The organism is Variovorax sp. OV084 (genome assembly GCF_900111625.1).
In the GTDB taxonomy this organism is placed as follows: domain Bacteria; phylum Pseudomonadota; class Gammaproteobacteria; order Burkholderiales; family Burkholderiaceae_C; genus Variovorax.
Genome location: NZ_FOII01000003.1, coordinates 98262 through 117842, shown reverse-complemented (window position 1 = coordinate 117842; position 19581 = coordinate 98262). Strand labels below are relative to the sequence as shown.

Annotated in this window: 21 protein-coding genes; 15 read left to right on the top strand and 6 right to left on the bottom strand. The window is 68.8% G+C overall.

The window, feature by feature from the left end; translation table 11 throughout:
* Positions 1–60: 60 nt before the first annotated feature.
* A complete protein-coding gene (locus BMW87_RS10640) occupies positions 61–966 on the top strand; it encodes a phosphoribosylaminoimidazolesuccinocarboxamide synthase (protein ID WP_093055406.1) in 906 nt (301 codons plus the stop codon).
* Between the two features lie 4 nt (positions 967–970).
* Here the strand turns inward: BMW87_RS10640 and BMW87_RS10635 are convergent, their stop codons facing one another.
* On the bottom strand, positions 971–1414 hold the full coding sequence (locus tag BMW87_RS10635; protein ID WP_093076189.1) for an META domain-containing protein: 444 nt from the start codon (positions 1412–1414) through the stop codon (positions 971–973).
* 108 nt (positions 1415–1522) lie between these two features.
* Positions 1523–2443 (bottom strand): tetratricopeptide repeat protein, encoded by a 921-nt coding sequence (locus tag BMW87_RS10630; protein WP_093076187.1) that lies wholly within the window; start codon positions 2441–2443, stop codon positions 1523–1525.
* Positions 2444–2479: 36 nt separating this feature from the next.
* On the opposite strand from BMW87_RS10630, the gene purE reads away from it, so the two are divergent.
* From purE to BMW87_RS10615, 3 genes are read left to right on the top strand one after another with little or no spacing between them, the layout of a single operon-like run.
* Positions 2480–3040 carry a 5-(carboxyamino)imidazole ribonucleotide mutase gene (purE, locus tag BMW87_RS10625; RefSeq protein ID WP_093055414.1) on the top strand — a complete coding sequence of 187 codons (561 nt, stop codon included), beginning with the start codon at positions 2480–2482 and terminating at the stop codon, positions 3038–3040.
* The gene (locus BMW87_RS10620; RefSeq protein ID WP_093076186.1) at positions 3037–4236 is read left to right on the top strand and encodes a 5-(carboxyamino)imidazole ribonucleotide synthase; all 1200 of its coding nucleotides are present in this window, start codon (positions 3037–3039) and stop codon (positions 4234–4236) included. Before purE ends, BMW87_RS10620 begins: the two co-directional genes overlap by 4 nt.
* A complete protein-coding gene (locus tag BMW87_RS10615; RefSeq protein WP_093076184.1) occupies positions 4233–5234 on the top strand; it encodes an L-threonylcarbamoyladenylate synthase in 1002 nt (333 codons plus the stop codon). The genes BMW87_RS10620 and BMW87_RS10615 overlap by 4 nt, the downstream gene beginning before the upstream one ends.
* Positions 5235–5241: 7 nt before the next feature.
* On the opposite strand, the gene BMW87_RS10610 is transcribed toward BMW87_RS10615, so the two are convergent.
* From BMW87_RS10610 to BMW87_RS10600, 3 genes are all read right to left on the bottom strand, one after another.
* Positions 5242–6807, bottom strand: coding sequence for an alpha/beta hydrolase family protein (locus BMW87_RS10610; protein WP_093076183.1), 1566 nt, complete (start codon positions 6805–6807; stop codon positions 5242–5244).
* 176 nt (positions 6808–6983) lie between these two features.
* Complete coding sequence (dacB, locus tag BMW87_RS10605; RefSeq protein ID WP_093076181.1) at positions 6984–8405, bottom strand: D-alanyl-D-alanine carboxypeptidase/D-alanyl-D-alanine endopeptidase; 1422 nt, start codon at positions 8403–8405, stop codon at positions 6984–6986.
* Between the two features lie 7 nt (positions 8406–8412).
* Complete coding sequence (locus BMW87_RS10600) at positions 8413–9000, bottom strand: NUDIX hydrolase (RefSeq protein WP_093076638.1); 588 nt, start codon at positions 8998–9000, stop codon at positions 8413–8415.
* A 79-nt stretch (positions 9001–9079) separates the two neighbouring features.
* Here BMW87_RS10600 and BMW87_RS10595 point away from each other — a divergent pair, with 79 nt between their 5' ends.
* The 5 genes from BMW87_RS10595 to pyrF are packed head-to-tail and all read left to right on the top strand — an operon-like array spanning position 9080 to position 12780.
* Entirely contained in the window at positions 9080–9847 is a 768-nt protein-coding gene (locus BMW87_RS10595) for a DeoR/GlpR family DNA-binding transcription regulator (protein WP_093076180.1), read from the top strand.
* A 34-nt stretch (positions 9848–9881) separates the two neighbouring features.
* Complete coding sequence (tsaB, locus tag BMW87_RS10590) at positions 9882–10592, top strand: tRNA (adenosine(37)-N6)-threonylcarbamoyltransferase complex dimerization subunit type 1 TsaB (protein ID WP_093076178.1); 711 nt, start codon at positions 9882–9884, stop codon at positions 10590–10592.
* Positions 10593–10597: 5 nt separating this feature from the next.
* Positions 10598–11140, top strand: a complete 543-nt coding sequence (gene rimI / locus BMW87_RS10585) for a ribosomal protein S18-alanine N-acetyltransferase (RefSeq protein ID WP_093055428.1) — start codon at positions 10598–10600, stop codon at positions 11138–11140.
* Positions 11137–11922 carry a uracil-DNA glycosylase family protein gene (locus tag BMW87_RS10580; RefSeq protein WP_093055430.1) on the top strand — a complete coding sequence of 262 codons (786 nt, stop codon included), beginning with the start codon at positions 11137–11139 and terminating at the stop codon, positions 11920–11922. The genes rimI and BMW87_RS10580 overlap by 4 nt, the downstream gene beginning before the upstream one ends.
* A 33-nt stretch (positions 11923–11955) precedes the next feature.
* Positions 11956–12780: an orotidine-5'-phosphate decarboxylase gene (gene pyrF, locus BMW87_RS10575; RefSeq protein ID WP_093076177.1), complete on the top strand. Its 825-nt coding sequence runs from the start codon at positions 11956–11958 to the stop codon at positions 12778–12780.
* Positions 12781–12792: 12 nt separating this feature from the next.
* On the opposite strand, the gene BMW87_RS10570 is transcribed toward pyrF, so the two are convergent.
* Positions 12793–13527 (bottom strand): helix-turn-helix domain-containing protein, encoded by a 735-nt coding sequence (locus BMW87_RS10570; protein ID WP_093055434.1) that lies wholly within the window; start codon positions 13525–13527, stop codon positions 12793–12795.
* Positions 13528–13673: 146 nt separating this feature from the next.
* On the opposite strand from BMW87_RS10570, the gene BMW87_RS10565 reads away from it, so the two are divergent.
* From BMW87_RS10565 to BMW87_RS10540, 6 genes are all read left to right on the top strand, one after another.
* Positions 13674–14528: a hypothetical protein gene (locus BMW87_RS10565; protein WP_093055436.1), complete on the top strand. Its 855-nt coding sequence runs from the start codon at positions 13674–13676 to the stop codon at positions 14526–14528.
* Positions 14529–14542: 14 nt separating this feature from the next.
* Complete coding sequence (locus tag BMW87_RS10560) at positions 14543–16498, top strand: MFS transporter (protein WP_093076175.1); 1956 nt, start codon at positions 14543–14545, stop codon at positions 16496–16498.
* Positions 16499–16624: 126 nt separating this feature from the next.
* Entirely contained in the window at positions 16625–17131 is a 507-nt protein-coding gene (locus BMW87_RS10555; protein ID WP_093076174.1) for a YiaA/YiaB family inner membrane protein, read from the top strand.
* 27 nt (positions 17132–17158) lie between these two features.
* Positions 17159–17617, top strand: coding sequence for a hypothetical protein (locus BMW87_RS10550; protein ID WP_093076173.1), 459 nt, complete (start codon positions 17159–17161; stop codon positions 17615–17617).
* Positions 17614–18432, top strand: a complete 819-nt coding sequence (locus BMW87_RS10545; RefSeq protein WP_371258805.1) for a DUF2145 domain-containing protein — start codon at positions 17614–17616, stop codon at positions 18430–18432. Before BMW87_RS10550 ends, BMW87_RS10545 begins: the two co-directional genes overlap by 4 nt.
* 25 nt (positions 18433–18457) lie before the next feature.
* Positions 18458–19528 carry a zinc ribbon domain-containing protein gene (locus BMW87_RS10540; RefSeq protein WP_093076172.1) on the top strand — a complete coding sequence of 357 codons (1071 nt, stop codon included), beginning with the start codon at positions 18458–18460 and terminating at the stop codon, positions 19526–19528.
* Positions 19529–19581: the final 53 nt, after the last annotated feature.

Here is a 19581-nt window from a genome sequence, read left to right as displayed (position 1 = left end):
CTTTTTTCTGCGCGCACAATCCGCTTTCCCGTCATCAGTTTCCCCACAGCATCTGTTCCCATGACCACCGTCCACACCTCCTCCATCCAGAGCCTGCCCCTGCTTGCGCGCGGCAAGGTGCGCGACAACTACGCCGTCGGCGAAGACCGCATCCTGATGGTCGCGAGCGACCGGCTCAGCGCCTTCGACGTGATCATGGGCGAGCCCATTCCCGGCAAGGGCGAGATCCTCACGCAGATGGCGCTGTGGTGGTTCGAGCGGCTGGGCCAGATCTGCCCCAACCACCTGACCGGCGACGCGCCCGAAAGCGCGGTCACGCCCGACGAAGTGCCGCAGGTCACGGGTCGCTCGATGCTGGTCAAGCGCCTGAAGCCGATTCCGGTCGAGGCCGTGGTGCGCGGCTACCTGGCCGGCAGCGGCTGGAAGGAATACCAGGAAAGCCGATCGGTCTGCGGCGTGCCGCTGCCCGAGGGCCTGACCAACGCCAGCAAGCTGCCGCGCCCCATCTTCACGCCCGCCGCCAAGGCGGCAGCCGGCGAGCACGACGAGAACATCAGCTACGACCGCGTGGTCGAGATCGTCGGCCCCAAGCTGGCCCAGCAGATCCGCGAGACCAGCATCGCCATCTACGAAACCGCCGCCCAGATCGCCCTGACCAAGGGAATGATCATTGCCGACACCAAGTTCGAGTTCGGCCTGGACGAGGCCGGCACTCTCGTGCTGATGGACGAAGTGCTCACGCCAGACAGCTCGCGCTATTGGCCGGTCGAGGGCTACCAGGCCGCGCTGGCCACCGGCGCCAACCCGCCGAGCTACGACAAGCAGTTCGTGCGCGACTGGCTCGAAGCCACCAAGATCAACGGCAAGCCGTGGGACAAGACGCCCCCGGCGCCGCGCCTGCCGGCTGAGGTCATCGAGAAGACGGCGGCCAAGTACCGTGAGGCGCTGGAGCGCTTGACGGGCTGATCCTTCAGCGCGACGTTCCCGAGTTCAACAGCGCCACCGTCCGCCCGCCGCCGTCCAGCAGCGCCAGCCGGCTCGGCCCCGCCAGCCGGTAGCTCGCAGTACTCTGCAGCGCGGAAATGAACTGCGCTTCATTGGCCCCACGCACCGGGTCCGCGCAGGCCATGCGGGTAGAGGCCAGTTGGCCGATCCTCAGCGTGATGCCGCTGCGCGTGAAGGTGCCCGAGATGCGGTTGCAGCCGCCCGAGCCGCTGACGCGGCCGCTGCTGCGGTCGAACTGAACTTGCGCTTCGCTCTGCCCGACCGGCTCGTCACCCAACTGAGCAAGGCGCCAGACCGGCCCTTCGATCGGCTCGTCGAGGCTGATGCCGCTGCCGCAACCGGTCAGGGCGGTCAGCAGCGCCGTCGTGGCAAGAAGGGGAAACACGATACGGCGGGCGAAGGAGCGCATGGCCAGTCTTCCTTTTCAATCTGCAACAAGTTGAATCGGGCGTGATCGTATTCGAGGCGGCCACGAAAAAGCGACCCCAAGGGTCGCTTTGTGGATCCGCTTTCCGGATCAGCTCAGCACGATGCTGCTGAGGCGGCGGCGATAGGTGGCCACCACCGGATCGTCCGGCGGGATCTGCCCGTCGGCCACCTTCACCTTCGGCGGCTCGATCAGGTCGAGGATGGCGATGTAGGTCTTGCGGGCCAGGTCTTCGCTCCAGGTCTTGTCGCGCATCAGGATGTCGAGCAGCTCGTCCATCGCGTCGGTCCAGCGCTGTGCGGCCATCAGCAGGCGGGCACGGCCGAAGCGGGCGTCGAAGTCGCGCTTGTTGGCGGCGATCTTCGCCTCGAACTCGGCGATCGCAGGCGCGGCGCCTGCCACCGGTGCTGCGAAATCGATAGCATCCATCCAGCGCTGCAATGCATCGAAGCGGCGTACCAGCGTGGTCTTGGCGATCACCGGGGCGAAGGCGACCTTGGCGTCGTCGACGCGGCCTTCCTGCAGCAGCAGCTTGATGTAATCGAAGCGGGCGTCGTCGTTGGCCGGGTCGGTGGCCACGGCGTGCTGCAGCCGTTCGAGCGCGCCCTGGGTGTCGCCCTCGGCCAGCGCTTCCTGCGCGGCGGCTTCTTCCGAGGCGGCCTCGGCTTCGTCGGCGCCCGGCACGTGCTTGTCGAGGAATTCACGGATCTTCTCGGCCGGGATGGCGCCGACAAAGCCGTCCACCGGCTGGCCGTCCTTGAACATCACGCAGAACGGGATGCTGCGCACGCCGAACATTTCGGACAGCTGCGACGAAATCTGCGGCACCTTGTCGGCGTCGAGCTTGGCCAGCGTGAAGCGGCCGGCGTACTCGACTTCGAGCTTTTCGAGCACCGGGCCCAGCTGTTTGCAGGGGCCGCACCATTCGGCCCAGATGTCCAGCAGCACCGGCGTGGCCACTGAGCCTTCGATCAGTTCGGCCTGGAAATTTTCGAGAGTGATGTCGATCATCGGAACCAGCTGAGGGTGAAACGTAAAATTGAAACCATGAACGAAACCATTCAGGTCGGTGTAGTGATGGGCTCGAACTCCGATTGGGAGACGATGCGCAACGCGGTCGAGATTCTCCAGCAATTCGGAATCAGTCACGAAGCAAAGGTGGTCTCGGCCCACCGGATGCCCGATGCGCTCTTCGCGTACGCCGAAAGCGCCGCCGGGCGCGGGCTCACCGCGATCATCGCGGGCGCGGGCGGCGCGGCCCATCTGCCGGGCATGCTGGCCTCCAAGACCACGGTGCCGGTGCTGGGCGTGCCGGTGGCCAGCCGCCACCTGCAGGGCGTCGATTCGCTCTACAGCATCGTGCAGATGCCCAAGGGCGTGCCGGTTGCCACTTTTGCCATCGGCAACGCGGGCGCGGCCAATGCGGCGCTGTTCGCGGTGGCGATGCTGGCGGTGAACGATCCGGCGCTGCGCGCGAAGCTCGATGCCTTCCGCACGGCGCAGACCGCCGCCGCCGAGGCCATGACGCTGCCGCCGGCTCCTGCCGGCGGTGTCGGAGAAGTGCCCCCCGTGTCCCCTTTCTCGCCGCAAGGCGGAGGTGCCCTGTGAGCAACAGCAAGAATGGTGACCTGCCCATCCTCCCGGGCGCCACGCTCGGCGTGCTCGGCGGCGGCCAGCTGGGGCGCATGTTCGCCCACGCGGCCCAGCGCATGGGCTACTTCACGGCGGTGCTCGATCCCGACACCGACAGCCCCGCCGGCCGCGTGAGCCACCACCACATCCACACCGACTACGACGACGTCGACGGCCTCGCCCGCCTCGCCGGCCTGGCCGATGCCGTGACGACCGAGTTCGAGAACGTGCCAGCGCCCTCGCTGGAGCACCTTGCGGTCGCGCGGCCGGTGTCGCCCGGCGCCTCGGCCATCGCCATCGCGCAGGACCGCATCGCCGAGAAAGCGCATTTCACCCGCTGCGGCGTGCCCTGCGCGCCCTACGCGGTCATCGAGACCGCGGCGCAGCTCGCCGCCGTTGAAGACAGCCTGCTGCCCGGCATCCTGAAGACCGCGCGGCTGGGCTACGACGGCAAGGGCCAGCAGCGCGTGAAGACGCGCGCCGAGCTGGTCGACGCCTGGCAGGCCACGGGCTGCGTGCCTTGCGTGCTCGAGAAGATGCTGCCGCTGGAGTTCGAATGCTCGGTCATCCTCGCGCGCAGCCGCGACGGGCAGATCGTGCACTTTCCGCCGCAGCGCAACCTGCACCGCGACGGCATCCTGGCTGTCACCGAGGTGCATCCGCAGAACATGCCGAAGACGGTGGCGCAGGGCGCGGTCAATTCGGCGAAGAGCATCGCCAACGGCCTGGGCTATGTGGGCGTGCTGTGCGTCGAGTTCTTCGCGCTGGCCGACGGCTCGCTGGTCGTCAACGAGATGGCGCCGCGCCCGCACAACAGCGGCCACTACACGATGGAAGCCTGCGACGTGTCGCAGTTCGAGCTGCAGGTGCGCACGCTCGCCGGCCTGCCGCTGGCCGCGCCGCGCCAGCACAGCCCCGCGATCATGCTCAACCTGCTGGGCGACCTGTGGTTCACCGAGGGCGGCGACAAGCCGGTTTCGCCGCGCTGGAGCGAGGTGCTCGCGCTGCCGGGCGTGCATCTGCATCTCTACGGAAAGATCGACCCTCGGCGCGGCCGCAAGATGGGCCACCTCACGCTCACCGGCGCCACGCTCGAAGCCGTGCGTGCCACCGCCTCGCAGGCCGCGCTGCTGCTGGGCCTGCCGGCGGTGACCACCGCCGATCTCGCATGATCCTCGACGGCCGCTCCCCCGAGTCCATTGCCGAAGCCGCGCGCGTGCTTCGCGCGGGCGGGCTGGTGGCCTTTCCGACCGAGACTGTCTACGGCCTGGGGGCCGACGCGAGCAGCGACATGGCCGTGGCCGGCATCTTCAAGGCCAAGGGGCGGCCCGCCGATCACCCGCTGATCGTCCACGTGGCGGCCGGCATCAAGGGCACCGAGTCGCTGTCGCGCTTCGCGCAGCCGCTGCCGCTCTTCGCGCAGAAACTCGTGCAGGCCTTCTGGCCCGGGCCGCTCACGCTGATCGTCACGCGCCAGCCCGGCGTGGGCGCGGCGGCGGCCGGCGGGCAGGACACCATCGGCCTGCGCTGCCCCTCGCATCCTGTGGCGCAGGCGCTGCTCGAAGCCTGCGCCCAGCAGGGTGTGCCCGGCCTTGCGGGGCCCAGCGCCAACCGCTTCGGCCGCGTCAGCCCGACCACGGCGCAGCACGTGCACGACGAGTTCGGCGACGCGCTGCTGGTGGTCGACGGCGGAGCCTGCGAGGTCGGTATCGAGTCGACCATCGTCGACTGCAGCCGTGGCGCCCCCGTGCTGCTGCGGCCCGGCCTGATCACGCGTGCGCAGATCGAGGCCGCCTGCGGCGAGAAGCTCAGCGACCGCGAAGTGCTCGAAACGCCCGACCCGCGCGCCTCGGGCACGCTGGAGGCGCACTACGCCCCGGACGCCAAGGTGCGGCTGATGGACGCCAAGGCGATCCAGACCGGCCTCGACGTGCTGGGCGCGAATGCCGCGCACATCGCCGTGTGGTCGCGCACCGTGGTGCGCAGCCGCTCGCAGCGCGTGCTGCAGCGGCGCATGCCCGACGACGCGGCGGCCAGTGCGCAGCAGCTGTTCGCGGTGCTGCGCGAGTTCGATGCGCAGGGCGTCAAGCTGATCTGGGTCGAGATGCCACCCGACACGCCCGATTGGGAAGGCGTGCGGGATCGGCTGCAGCGCGCGTCAGCGGCCTGATCCTCGATCAGCCCCCAGCGGCGAGCACGCCCTGGAAGAAGCCGCGGGCGGAGGCCAGGCAGAACGGCGGCGCCAGCGTGCCGTGGTACGCCAGCGTGACCGCCTGCGCCTTGTCAGATGCGCTGCCTGACGTGTTCTGCGCCAGCAGGGCCTTGGCCTGCGCGAAGCCGGCACGGGCCGTCGAGTAGGCGTCGATCGCGGCCGAATCTTCCAGGTCCACCACTGCCAGCGCGGTGGCCGGCACGCCCTTGGCGCGGAAGTAGCCTGACGTGGCGCGGGTGCTCACGAAGTTCACCGTCGGGTCGTTGGCGCCGCCGCACATCAGCATCGGGCGGGTCGGCGTCCAGTTGCGCAGGTCGTTGGCGAGCGCCGCCTTGCGGAAGCCCGTGGACGGCTTGCAGTCCAGCGGCGATGCCGTGCTCAGCGACGCCGACGTGGCCGGCAGCGCGTTGCCGGGGCAGGGCGTGGCCTGGATGTCGCCGGCGGCCTGCGTCAGGAAGCTCTGCTTGATGAGGTTGTTGGCGCCGTAGAAGATCGACAGCGAGGGGCTCACCGGCCCCGGCGTGGCATTGGCCGGGAACAGCGCCAGCTGCGGCAGCTTGCCGCTGGAGAACAGCGTGCCGGGCGAGGTGCTCGGCAGCAGGGTGTCGATGCCGTTGGCGTACTGCGCTTCATACACGTCGCTGGTGGAGCTGTAGACGTTGCCGAACTGCTGCTGCCAGCTGGTCGACAGCAGCGGCACGAACAGCGTGGCGCCCAGCGCCGGCCAGCCCTGGTAGGTGTAGTCCGTCAGCAGGCTGATGGCCGAGGGTGCCGACAGTGGCGCCGACGCCGTCACCGTCTTGCCCGTGGCCTGCATCTCGCGGTGCGCCGCCATTGCCACGTAGCCGCCCTGCGAGTAGCCGGTGATGAACAGCGAGCCGGCGTCGTTCGCGCCGATGCCCGAGAAGGTCTTGCGCGCGGCGGTGAGCGCGTCGACCATGTCCTTGCCCTGCTGGTCGCCGTTGAGATACGGGTGGTAGGGCAGGGTCGACTTGTCGTAGCCCGCGTAATTGGGCGCCACCACGATGTAGCCCTGCGCCGCGAACATGGCGGCAACCATCAGGCCCTCGCCGGCAGCCGCCTGCGTGCTGTCGGTCCACTTGGCCAGGTTGTAGGCCTTGGCGGCGGTGGTGCCGTGGGCATAGAGCACCACCGGACGCTGGCCGCCGCAGGCCACGTCGGAGCCGGTGGGCACCATGATCGCGGCGGTGGCGTTGGTGGCCTCGCTCTTCGCGCCGATGGTGCGGTATTCGAGGTAGCGCAGGTCGATGCCGCACTTGGGCGTGCCCGCCACCTGCAGCAGCGCCTTGCCCTGGTCGCTGGCCTGCAGGCTGGCGGTGAACTGGTCGGCGGTCAGCTTCGCCGTCTGCTCGGGCGGGTTGGTGACCACCGAGCCCCGGCCGTCGTCGGTGGCGGGCGGCGGAACGCCCACCCCGATGCCGATACCCCCGCCGCCACCACCGCCTCCGCAGGCGGCGAGCAGCAACAAGGTTGCGCCTGCGAGCGCCGTCAGGGCTGCTGTCTTGCGCATCGGGACGGACGAATGGGGGTGGGGCTTTGTCAAGGCATGTCTCCTGCGTTGGTTTTGTACGGAAAAGAACGACCGTCCGATTCTGTGCAGGGGCATGCCCGCGCGCAAGCGGGCGTTTGCCCTCAGAAGATTTCAGTACACGGCCGCTGGCCGTGCGCCTTGTCGAGCCGTCGGCCTCAGTTGTCCTGCGAGGCCCAGTCGACCAGCGCGTCGAACGCCGCGCGCGCCGCGCCCGCGTTCTCGCCGTTGGCAATGGCCACCAGCACGTAGCGGCGCCCGCTTGCGCCGTCCACGTAACCGGCCACGCCGGAGGCGTCGCGCAACGTGCCCGTCTTCAGGTGGGCCGAGCCGCCGGAGCGCAGCGTGCGCTTTTTCAGCGTGCCGTCCACGCCCATGGCCGGCAGCGAGGACATCAGCTCCGGCATCACCGGCGAGCGCCACGCCACCTGCAGCATCTTGCCGAGCGCGGCCGCGCTGATGCGCTCGTCGCGCGACAGGCCAGAGCCGTTCTCGAACACCGGCTGCGCCTCGCCCGTGCCGATGCGCTCGCGCCACCACTGGCCCAACGCGGCGCGCGAGGCCTCGAAGGTGCCGCGGTTCTTCTGCGTGAGCCCGATCGTGAGGAACAGCTGCTGCGCCATCACGTTGTTGCTGTACTTGTTGATGTCGCGGATCACCTCGGCCAGCGGCGGCGACTCGAACTCGAAGGCCGGCTTCAGCCCCGCCGGCACGCGCCCCTCGCGCATCTGCCCGCCGACGCGCCCGCCCATCTCGGCCCACATGCCGCCGATGGCGCGCATGGCGTATGTGCGCGGATCGCCGTAGGCCACGGCCCAGCTCTTCTCGCCGCAGCCGGCCGGGAAGCCGCCGTTGAAGCGAATGCGGTTCACGTCGCTGAAGTCGGTGCGCAGCGCGGCGCGCCAGTCGCCGCATTCGCCGGGCACGATCGCCACGGTTGGCGGCATGGCCACGCTCGCCAGCGGGGGCTCGTAGCTCACCCGCGCGATCTGGCCGGCGCGGTCGGGCGCGAAAGTCATGTTGACCGACTTGAAGTTCACCAGCAGCGCGTCGGGCGAGGCGTTGTAGGGGCGCAGCGGCTCGCCGTCGAAGGCGCCCGGGTCGCCCTCTACCGTGGTCTCGAAGGCGCTGCGGTCGATGACGATGTCGCCGCTCACCGTGGTGATGCCCAGCCCCTGCACGTGGCGCAGCAGCAGCCACACGCGCTCCAGCACCAGCTTGGGGTCGCCCTGGCCCTTGATGTAGAGATTGCCGTTGAGCACGCCGTTGTTCACCGTGCCTTCGACGTAGACCGGCGTGGTCCAGCTGTAGGCCGCGCCGAGCAGGTCGAGCGCGGCGTAGGTGGTGACCAGCTTCATGATCGACGCCGGGTTCACCGGCGCCTGCGTGCGCCAGGCCAGGCGCGGCTGGCGCGTGCCGTCGGCCTCGGCCACCAGCACGGTCACGGACTCGCGCGGCACCTTGGCGCGGGCGAGGGCGGCATCGACCTGGGGCGGGAGTGCTTGCTGGGCGAAGGCGCCAGCCGGGGCCAGCAAGGAGAGAGTCAGTGCGCAGGCCGCGCGGCGGAAGGCAAGAGGCATCCGGCGATTATCCCGGCGCAAACACATGCAGCTTCGCGTGATACAGCAGCATCACCGTCTTGGCATCGGCGATGCGGCCGTCGGCCACCATAGCCAGCGCCTCGTCGATGGCCAGCTCCAGCACCTCGATGTCCTCGCCCTCCTCGGCCAGCCCGCCGCCCGCGCCGATGCGCATCGAGGGCTCGTAGGGCGCGACGAAGAAATGCAGCTTCTCGGTGACGGAGCCCGGGCTCATGAAGCTCTCGAAGATCTTCTGCACCGTGCCGAGCCGGTAGCCCAGTTCTTCCTCGACCTCGGCGCGGATGCGCTCCTCGGGCTCCGCGTCGTCGAGCAGGCCGGCCGCGGCCTCGATCAGCAGGTCGTCGTGGCCGTTGACGAAGGCCGGATAGCGGAACTGGCGCGTCAGCAGCACGGTGCGCTGCGCGAGGTTGTAGGGCAGCAGGGTGGCGCCGTTGCCGCGGTCGTAGGTTTCGCGGTGCATGCGCTGCCATTGGCCGTCGTTGCGCCGCCAGTCGAAGGCGGTGGTGCGCAGCGTGTACCAGTTGTCGGAAAGCAGGGTGACTTCGTGCACCCGGACGCGGTCGTGGATGGTCATGGCGGCGAGCATATGTGCGAATTCGTGCAAAAACAAGAAAAAACGTGCAATAAACGGCGCGCACCGATACCATCGGCCGATGCTCACCAGCCAGCGCAAGCAACACATCCTCTCGGTCCTGCGACGTGACGGCAACGTCGTCGCGAAGTCGCTCAGCGAAGAACTCGGCCTGTCGGAAGACACCATCCGCCGCGACCTGCGCGAGCTGGCCGCCGAAGGCCTGTTGCAGCGCGTGCACGGTGGCGCGCTGCCGGTCGCGGCGGCCGAGGCCGACTTCGCGGGGCGCCAGCAACTGGCTCCTGATGAAAAGGTGGCCATCGGCCGCGCCGCTGCGCGCCTCGTGAAGCCGGGACAGGTGGTATTCATCGATGGCGGCACCACGGCCGTGCAGCTTGCGCGCCACCTGCCGGCGAATCTGCAGGCCACCGTGGTCACGCACAGTCCGTCGGTGGCCATCGAGCTGGTGGCGCATGCCGGCATCGAGGTGGTGCTGATCGGCGGGCGCCTCTTCAAGCACTCGGTGGTGGCGGTCGGCTCGGCGGCGATGGCGGCCATTGCGCGCATCCATGCCGACACGTATTTCATGGGCGTCACCGGTGTGCACGCCGAAGCAGGGCTGACCACGGGCGACCTGGAAGAGGCCGAGATCAAGCGTGCGCTGATGGCGTCGGCGGCCGAGACGGTCGTGCTGGCCTCGTCGGAAAAGCTCGGTGCGGCGTCGGCCTGGGTGGTGAACCCGGTGACCTCGGCCACCAGCCTGCTGGTATCGCCGGACGCTCCTGCCAAGGCGCTGGCGCCGCTGCGCAAGGCGGGGCTGGCCATTTTGCGCAGCGATAACGGCGCGTGACCCTGGGGATTGGCCGCCCCTCGATAATCGGCGGATGCCCCTCGCCCTGCCCAAGCTGCTCGCCTTCGACACCAGCACCGAGCACCTGTCCGTGGCCGTGCTTCACGGCGACAGGTTGCTCGCGCACAACGGTGTGGGCGGCGCGCAAGCCTCGACCACCCTGCTCCCGCTGATCCAGCAACTGCTGGGCGACGCCGGGCTGGCGCTGTCCGAGCTCGACGCCATCGTCTTCGGCCGCGGTCCCGGTTCGTTCACCGGGCTGCGCACCGCCTGCTCGGTGGCACAGGGACTGGCCTTCGGCGCCAAGGTGCCGCTGCTGCCGGTCGACACGCTGCTCGCCGTGGCCGAGGAAGCGCGCCATGCCTTCGGTGCCCAACAGGTGGTGGCCGTGCTGGACGCCCGCATGGACCAGATCTATGCCGCGCGCTACGACTTCGCGGCCAACGGCCCGCTGGGTGGCGACGACGAGCCCCTGCTGCTGTCGCCCGAAGACCTCGAAGTGCCCGCCGGCTGGGCGCTCGCCGGCAATGCCTTCGCCGCCTACGGCTTTCGCCTGGCCCCGCCCGCCATCCGTCACGAGGCGCTGCCGACCGCCGCCGCCATGCTGCGGCTGGCCCCCGCGCTGCTCGCGGCCGGGCGCACAGTGCCGGCCGCGCAGGCCTGGCCGCTCTATGTTCGGGATAAAGTGGCGCAAACCACCGAAGAGCGCGCCGCCATCAAGGCGGCCGCAGCCGCCGCCAACTGACCCGCATGAGCGCCGTCCTCCAGCCTGTCGAAGCCCGCCTCGAACCGCTCACCGTCGAGCGGATCGATGCCGTCTGCGCGGTCGAGCAGACGGCCTACAGCCATCCCTGGACGCGCGCCAACTTCACCGATTCCATGGCCGTGGGCTACCACTGCCAGTGCCTGCTGGCGCCCGGCGTGGCACCGGGTGTGAGCTCGCCGGTCACCGAGCTGGGCGAAACGCTGATCGGCTACTTCGTCGCCATGAAGGGCGTCGACGAGGTGCACCTGCTGAACATCACCGTCGCGCCGGCCTTCCAGCGCCAGGGCTGGGCGCCGCTCATGCTCGAGGCGCTGGGCGGCTGGTCGCGCGGCGAGGGCGCGCAGTGGCTGTGGCTCGAAGTGCGCCAGAGCAACCAGCGCGCGCTCGACATCTACATGCGCCAGGGCTTTCGCAGCGTCGGCGTGCGCAAGGGCTACTACCCGGCGCATGACGGCAAGCGCGAGGACGCCGTCGTCATGAGCCTGCGTTTGAACGAATCAGGCTCCGCCTGGGGAGCCTTGCGATGAGTGCGGTACAGACATTAAAGCTCGACGCCCGCCAGCGCGCGATGCTCGACGAGATGGGCGTGAAGGTCTGGTGGCCCGTGCCCGAGGCGGTAGAAGTGGCGGTGCCTGAGACGGCTGCTGTTGCCGAAGAAGAGGTGGCCGTGGCCGAGGAACGCGTGCAGGTCGAAGCACCCGTTGCCGCGCCAGCACCAGCCGCCCGGCCTGCTGCGGCACCAGCACCGGCTGCCCGGCCGGCAACTGCGCCGATGTCCCAGGGCGCTGCCGTGCTGGTCGAGGCGCCTTGCCGTCTCTATGCCGACGCCGGCGCAGCGGAATCCACGCAGGGCGGCTGGCTGGTCGTGGCCGACATGCCGCCCGAAGCCGACGGCCGCCACGGCGAGCCCTTCGAGGGCGACGCCGGCCGCCTGCTCGACAACATGCTGCGCGCCCTGAAGCTGCACGATGGCCATACGCCAGTGCACCTCATGCGCACCCACCGCGGCGTGGCAGCCGGCCAGCCCGGCAGCCCGCGCGCAATCGATGAGGCCTTCGACGAGCACGCCGCCGCGCTTGCACCCCGCGTCGTGCTGGCGATGGGCCCGCTGGCGGCGCAGAGCCTGATGCGCAGCGGCGACCCGCTGGGCAAGCTGCGCGGCCGCGTCGTGCCGCTGGATTCCGTCGGTGGCGCGGCGGTGGTGGCGACCTACCACCCCGCGTATTTGCTGCGCAACCCCGCCGACAAGGCACGCGCCTGGGCCGACCTCTGCCTGGCCGCCGAACAGCACACGCCCGCGCCCAACTGAGGGCCGAAAACGGGCCGCCTAAAATCAGGCCCCATGACTTTCCTCGACAAGCTGGCCGCCGCACAGCAAAAAAACGGTTCCTTGCTCTGCGTGGGGCTCGATCCGGAGCCAGCCAGATTCCCGGGGCAATTCAAGGGCGACGCCAGCCGCATCTATGACTTCTGCGCGCGCATCGTCGACGCGACGGCCGACCTGGTCATCGCCTTCAAGCCGCAGATCGCCTACTTCGCGGCCCACCGTGCCGAAGCCCAGCTCGAACAGCTGATGGAGCACATGCGCCGCAACGCGCCCCACGTGCCCACGATCCTCGACGCCAAGCGCGGCGACATCGGCTCCACCGCCGAGCAATACGCCCTGGAAGCCTTCGAGCGCTACGGTGCCGACGCGGTGACGCTGTCGCCCTTCATGGGCTTCGACTCGGTCGCGCCGTACCTCAAGCACGAGGGCAAGGGCGCCTTCCTGCTGTGCCGCACCAGCAACCCTGGCGGGTCCGACCTGCAGGGGCAGCGGCTGGCGGATGTAGCGGGGCAGCCCTTTTTGTACGAACACGTCGCCAGGCTGGCGCAGGGGCCGTGGAACCTGAACGGCCAGCTCGGCCTGGTGGTGGGAGCGACCTACCCCGCCGAAATCGAGCGCGTGCGCGAGCTCGCGCCGACGGTGCCGCTGCTGATTCCGGGTGTCGGCGCACAGGGCGGCGATGCTGTAGCCACGGTACGCGCCGGCTGGCGTGCCGACGCGCCGATCGTCGTGAACTCTTCGCGCGCGATCATTTATGCGTCGTCGGGCGACGACTTTGCCGAAGCGGCAAAAATCGCCGCGCGCACCATGCGCGACACCCTGGAAGCCGCCAAGCCCTGATCGGCCCCGGGTTCAGCCCCGGCGCAGGCGGGTGAAGAGCTCGAATTCCCAGTTGCGCATGCCCAGCAGCAGCGTGTAGCCCTCGCGGTCCTTGGCCGACAACTTCTGGTCCGTCTGGTGTTGCTGCGCGAAGTCCTGCGCCACGCGCTGCAGGCGCTCCAGGAAGGCTGGCGCCAGTGAGCGGCTGATCGAGCCGTGCACCAGCAGCAGGCCCTCGGCCGGGCCGTCGAAGCCGCCGCGGTAGTAGTCGAGCACCACGTTCTCGCGAAAGAACTCCATCACCGGGCCGTGCGGCCGCCAGCGGAAGGTCTTGGCGAGCTTCAGGCGATACCGGTTGAGCGGGCGCAGTTCGATGATGCCGATGCGGTCCAGCTGCGCCAGGCAGCCGATGCACTCGGCCTCGCTCACGCGGTAGGCCGCCACGATCTGCTCCAGCGTCCACTGGCTCAGCACGCTGATGGCCACCAGCAGCAGCTTCTTGTCCTTGACCACGGCCTTTTCCTGCTCGTGCGTCAGCTCCTTCAGCAGCGGCTGGGCGTCGGCCACGCGGCGCGCCAGCTCGGCGAAATCGATCTTCAGCGCCCGGCAGATGGCATCCACCCGCGACAGCGGCATGTCGCTCTTGGCCAGCATCCGCTTGACGCTGGATTCGGCCATGTCGAGCGACCGCGCCAGGTCGGCGTAGGTCATGCGGGCGCTCTTGAGTTCGTTCTTGAGGGCTTGGACGAGATCGACGGTGGTGCTCATGGGGCGGAAGCGTACACGGGCGCCGGTAAGTATCGATTGAAGATACCGTCAGGTGTGAATTAGTGCCACGTATCGATTCTCGATGCCTGTGGAGCGGCCCGCCACTAAATTCCGCGGCTCGTACAGACCACCCACCGAGGACCGCCATGCTCTTGCCCTCTCTCAGCCGCCGCGAACGCGGGTTGCTTTTCACCTTCGTGCTGCTCGCGCTGATCGCCTTCTTCGGGCCCGAGCTGCCGGCCGCCGAAGTCGCCATCGCCTCGGTGTTTGCCGACGACCGCGCCTGGCACGGCCTGCCCAACGCCATGGACGTGCTGAGCAACATCCCCTTCGTGGTGATCGGCCTGTGGGGCCTGTACCGGCTCAACCGCATCGACCGCTCGCACCAGGAGGCGCTGTCGCAGTTCCCGCTGGCCCCGCCCGCCAGCGACCCGCCCGACAACACGCTGGACTGCGCCTGGCTCTTCTTCGCCGGCCTGATCGCCACCGCCGCGGGCTCGGCCTTCTTCCACCTCGTGCCCGACGCCCCCCGGCTCGCGGCGGACCGCGCCGGCATGGCGGTGGCCTTCGCAGGGCTGATCGGGGTGGCGGTCTGCGAGCGGGTGAGCCAGCGCGCCGGCTGGCCCGCCGCCTGGTTCGTGCTGACGGCCGGCCTGCTCTCGGCCGAGGTGTTCCAGGAAACCGGCAACGTCATGCCCTGGGCGCTGGTGCAGTTCGGCGGCATGGCGCTGGTGGTGACGCTGGCGCTGGCCACGCCGATGCGCAAGTCGGTCGGGTTGAAGCTGGGCTGGGTCATCTTCTTCTACGTGCTGGCCAAGGCTTTCGAGCTGGCCGACCACCAGATCTACGAATTCACGCGGCACACGGTTTCGGGCCATACGCTGAAGCACCTGACGGCCTCGCTCGCCGGGCTGCCCGTGGTGCTTGCGCTCCACAAGCTCGAAATGCGCTGGGAAGCCGCACTACGGCACAATCCGGGCGCCGCCGCCGTGGCCGCCTGAGGAGCACTCTTCGAATGACAAATCCCGCCGCTGCCGCAGCCACACCCGTGGCCCATGAAGCGAACGCCCACGCCAACCAGTTCGCCCTCCTCAAGCAGCGGCGCTTCGCGCCTTTCTTCTGGACCCAGTTCGCCGGCGCGGCGAACGACAACCTCTTCAAGTTCGCCTTCACCGTCATGGTGACCTACCAGCTCCAGCTGAGCTGGATGCCGCCGGCCATGGCGGGGCTGGTGATCGGTGCGCTGTTCATCCTGCCGTTTTTGCTGTTCTCGGCCACGTCCGGCCAGCTCACCGACAAGTTCGACAAGACGAAGATGATCCGCTTCGTCAAGAACCTCGAGATCGTCATCATGCTGATCGCCGCCTGGGGCTTCGTCACGGCCAATGCCGTGGTGCTGCTGGGCTGCGTGTTCCTCATGGGGCTGCATTCCACGCTGTTCGGGCCGGTCAAGTTCGCCTACCTGCCGCAGGTGCTCGACGCGCGCGAACTCACGGGCGGCAACGGCATGGTCGAGATGGGCACCTTCGTCGCCATCCTGCTCGGGCAGGTGGCAGGCGGGCTGCTGGTGGCGATACCGCAGATCGGCCACATGAGCGTGGCCGTGGGCTGCGTGCTGCTGGCGCTGGTCGGGCGGGGCGTGGCGCAGGCCATTCCGAAGGCGCCGGCCACCGACCCGGGGCTGGTCATCAACTGGAACCCCATCAGCGAGACCTGGCGCAACCTCAAGCTCGCGAACGAGAACGTGGTGGTGTTCCGCTCGCTGCTGGGCATTTCGTGGATGTGGTTCTTCGGCGCGGTGTTCCTGAGCCAGTTTCCGAGCTTCGCCAAGGAAGTGCTGCACGGCGACGAGCAGGTGGCCTCCCTGCTGCTGGTGGTGTTCTCGGTGGGCATCGGCGTCGGCTCGCTGCTGTGCGAGACGCTGAGCCGCCGGCAGGTTGAAATCGGCCTGGTGCCGCTGGGCGCCATCGGCATGAGCGTGTTCGCGATCGACCTGTACTTTGCCTCGCGCGGCCTGCTCAAGGTGCCCGAGATGGGCATCGGCGCCTTCGTGCACCATGGCGCGCACTGGCGCGTGATGGCCGACCTGGCGCTGCTGTCGCTGTTCGCGGGGCTCTACAGCGTGCCGATGTATGCGCTGATCCAGCTGCGCAGCCAGCCCACGCACCGCGCGCGCATCATCGCGGCCAACAACATCCTCAATGCGCTGTTCATGATCGGCAGCTCGGTCATCGCCGGCGCCCTGCTGGGCGCGGGCTTCACCATTCCGCAGATCTTTTTGTTCACCGGCATCGCCAACGCGGTGGTGGCGTTCTACATCTTCATGCTGGTGCCCGAGTACCTGCTGCGCTTCGTGGCCTGGGTGCTGTCGCGCTTCGTCTACCGCTTCGATATCAAGGGCGAGTCGCACATTCCCACCGAGGGCGCGGCCGTGCTGGTGTGCAACCACGTGAGCTTCATCGATGCGGTGCTGCTGATGGCGGCGAGCCCGCGGCCGATCCGCTTCATCATGGACCACCGCATCTTCAAGGTGCCGGTGCTGGGCTGGCTGTTCAAGCTGGCCAAGGCGATCCCCATCGCGCCGCAGAAGGAAGACCCGGCAGCGTACGAAGCGGCCTTTGCCAAGGCGCTGGGCGTGCTGCGCGAGGGTGACCTGCTCGCGATCTTCCCGGAGGGTGCGATCACGCGCGACGGCACGCTGCAGCCCTTCAAGGGCGGCGTGATGAAGATAGTCGAGAGCGCACGCGCCGAAGGCCTGGAGCCGCCGGTGATCCCGATGGCGCTGATCAATCTCTGGGGCTCGTACTTCAGCCGCATCGAGCTGCGCGGCGGCGAGCAGGTGGCCATGGCCAAGCCTTTCCGCCGCGGTTTCTTCAGCCGCGTGGGCCTGAACGTCGGCGGCCCCGTGCCGCCGGCCGAGGTGCAGCCCGAGTCGCTGCGCCAGCGCGTGAGCGCCCTGCTGGGCGCCTGAAACACCTCAAAAGTATCGACTGCAGATACCGGTGGCGCTGAAAGCCGCCACTGGTGCAAGCATTCAAGCCTCGCGGTGCGGGGGCGAACCATCATTCGCTCACCTTCACTACGCCGCGAGGCACACATGCAACCCCTCTCATCCACCTCGACCGTTTTCATCCAGCGCGACACGCGGGCCTGGCAGTTCCAGGCCTGGGCTTCGTTCGCGATCGCCGTCTTCCTGTGCGCCACCGGGCTGAGCTGGCTGCCAGGGGAGGCGCTGGACCGGGCGTTCATGGTGATGGGCTACGTGTTCTGCCTGAGCACCGCCTTCATGCTGGCCAAGTTCGTGCGCGACAGCCAGCAGGCCGCCGAGCGCGGCGCCGATGCGGGCCGTGACGTGCCGATGTGGAAGCTGGTCGTCTGGGGCAGCTTCTTCACCGCGATGGGCCTGACCGGCTGGGGCCTCGTGCGCATGGAGATCAACGAGGCCTACAAGGCCTTCCTGGGCGTGAGCTGGCTGTTCCTCATCAGCTCGGCCTTCACGCTGGCCAAGACGCTGCGCGACCGCCATGAGGCCGACATGGCCGAAGCCCGCATGCAGGGCCGCCGCATGGCCCGCGCCGAAGCCGCTGCTTCCTCTGCCGAATAACCCGTGTCCGATCAACGAAAGCCCATCATGAAAAAGTCGATTGCCGCTGCCCTCGTCGCTGCCTGCACCGCCTTCGCCGGCGTCACGGTTCCCCTGCTTGCCCAGGCGCAGAGCGAAGCCTCGGTTGCTCTCTCTTTGATGCCTGTGGCATCGGTGGTGGTTACCGCCTCGGCCGTTGGGGCTTCTGCCACCACGGCGGTTGCGTTGCCTGCCGCGCTGTCGGTTGCCGGCTCTACGCTCACCGTGGTCGCGGTTGAAGCCTCTGCCGACGGCACGGTGTATGTACTCGAACGCGCCTCGGACGGCGCGCGTGCCAGCATCAAGGTGGCAGGGCGCGCGGCCAACGGCCTGTCGAATGCGGTGGGCACCAGCGTCGTCGTCAGCGTGATCGGCACGGGCGTCGTGCTGTCGGCCGCCGGCGAGGTGCTGGCCTTCGTGCCCAACGCCATCGGCCGCGCGCTGCTCTACAACGAGAGGCTGTCATGAAGCGCGGCGCGCTGCCCGTGCTCTGTGGGCTCGCCACCATCGTCGTCTTCGCCGCGATGGCCTTGCTGCCGATGCAGGCCCAGGCCGGCCGCTCGTGCGAGCAGGTCAAGCCGACGCCCGACGTGATCGTCAAGGGCATGCAGATGGCCGAGCGCACCTCGCAGGCGCTCGACGCCAGCGGCGCGCGCGTCGTGATCCTCGCGCGTGCCGGGCAGGACCTGAGCAAGTACGGCCTGCGCTATTCGCACCTGGGCTTCGCCTACAAGACCGATGCCGGCCCGTGGCGCGTGGTGCACAAGCTCAACCAGTGCGGCACCGCAGTGGCCGCCGTCTACCGCCAGGGGCTGGGCGAGTTCTTCCTCGACGACCCGTGGCGCTACGAGGCGGCCTGGGTCGTACCCACGCCCGACGTGCAGACGCATCTGCTGGCTGCGCTGAACGAATCGCCCGCGCGCATCGTGCGGCTGCACACCGCGCCCTACAGCATCGTGAGCTACGTCTGGGGCCAGAAGTACCAGCAGTCGAACCAGTGGGCAGTGGAGACGCTGGCCGCCGCCATGGAGCCCGCCACCATCGGCAACCGAGCGCAGGCGCAGGCCTGGATGCAGTTCAAGGGCTACGAGCCGACCACGCTGAAGCTCGGGCCGCTCACCCGGCTGGGCGGGCGCGTAGGCTCGGCCAACGTGGCCTTCGACGATCATCCGAACGACAAGCGGTTCTCGGACCGCATCGAGACGGTGACGGTCGATTCGGTGTTCGCGTGGCTGCCGCGTGCGGGGCTGGGTGCGGCGCCGGTGACACTCAGGCTTCAATGAAGAAAGACAAGAAGGAGAAAACAACATGAGCAAATCCCTGCGCCTTTCCGAAAAATGGTTCCGCCGCGGCCTCTGGCTGGTGGCGCTGGTGTTCGCGAGCTTCCTCATCGGGCTCGGCAGCACCGTCGTGAGCGACCTGCCGCAAGTCGAGCGCGTGCGCCAGCTCGACGACTTCATCGACAAGCCCAGGGCCGAGCCGCTGCGCGCCACCATCAAGGCCTCGGAAACCGCGGAGCTGCAGGCCGCGCGCGACCTCGACCAGATCCGCCTGCAGCTCAGCGCCGCGCAGCAGGCCAGCGCCAATGCACGCGAAACCTTCGGCAACTGGATCGCCACGCGCCGCGCCACCGCGCAGCCCGACCAGGACACCGAGCTCATCGCGCGCACCAAGACGCTCGACGCCTTCAAGCAGAAGGAAGACGAGCTGCAGCGCAAGGTCAACGCGCAGCAGCAGATCACGCTCGATGCGCGCCAGGCCGAGCAGCGCGCCCGCACGGCGCTTTCCGACCTGGAGCGCGACGCGCAGATCAAGCTCGACGCCGAATACCGCCGCATCGAGCTGCGCGTGTTCGCCTACCGGCTGGCGCTCACGCTGCCGTTGCTGCTGGTGGCCGGCTGGCTGTTCGTGAAGAAGCGCAAGAGCACCTACTGGCCGTTCGTGTGGGGCTTCATCTTCTTCGCGCTTTTCGCTTTCTTCGTCGAGCTGGTGCCCTACCTGCCGAGCTATGGCGGCTATGTGCGCTACGTGGTGGGCATCGTGCTCACGGTGCTGGTGGGGCGCTATGCCATCATCGCGCTCAACCGCTACCTGGCGCGGCAGAAGCTGGCCGAGCAGCAGCCCGACCAGGTGCGGCGCGAAGAGCTCAGCTACGACACCGCACTTGCGCGCCTGGGCAAGAGCGTGTGCCCCGGCTGTGAGCGGCCGGTGGACCTGAAGAACAACGAGATCGACTTCTGCCCGCACTGCGGCATCGGCCTGTTCGACCACTGCGGCAATTGCGAGACGCGCAAGAGCGCGTTCTCGAAGTTCTGCCATGCCTGCGGCACCTCGGCCGCGCCGCGCGTTCTGCTGCCCATTGCGTCACCTGCCGCGTAGTCTGCGAATTCGGTCACAGGAGGCGGCCCGATCGACACACCGTGTAGCTGGCA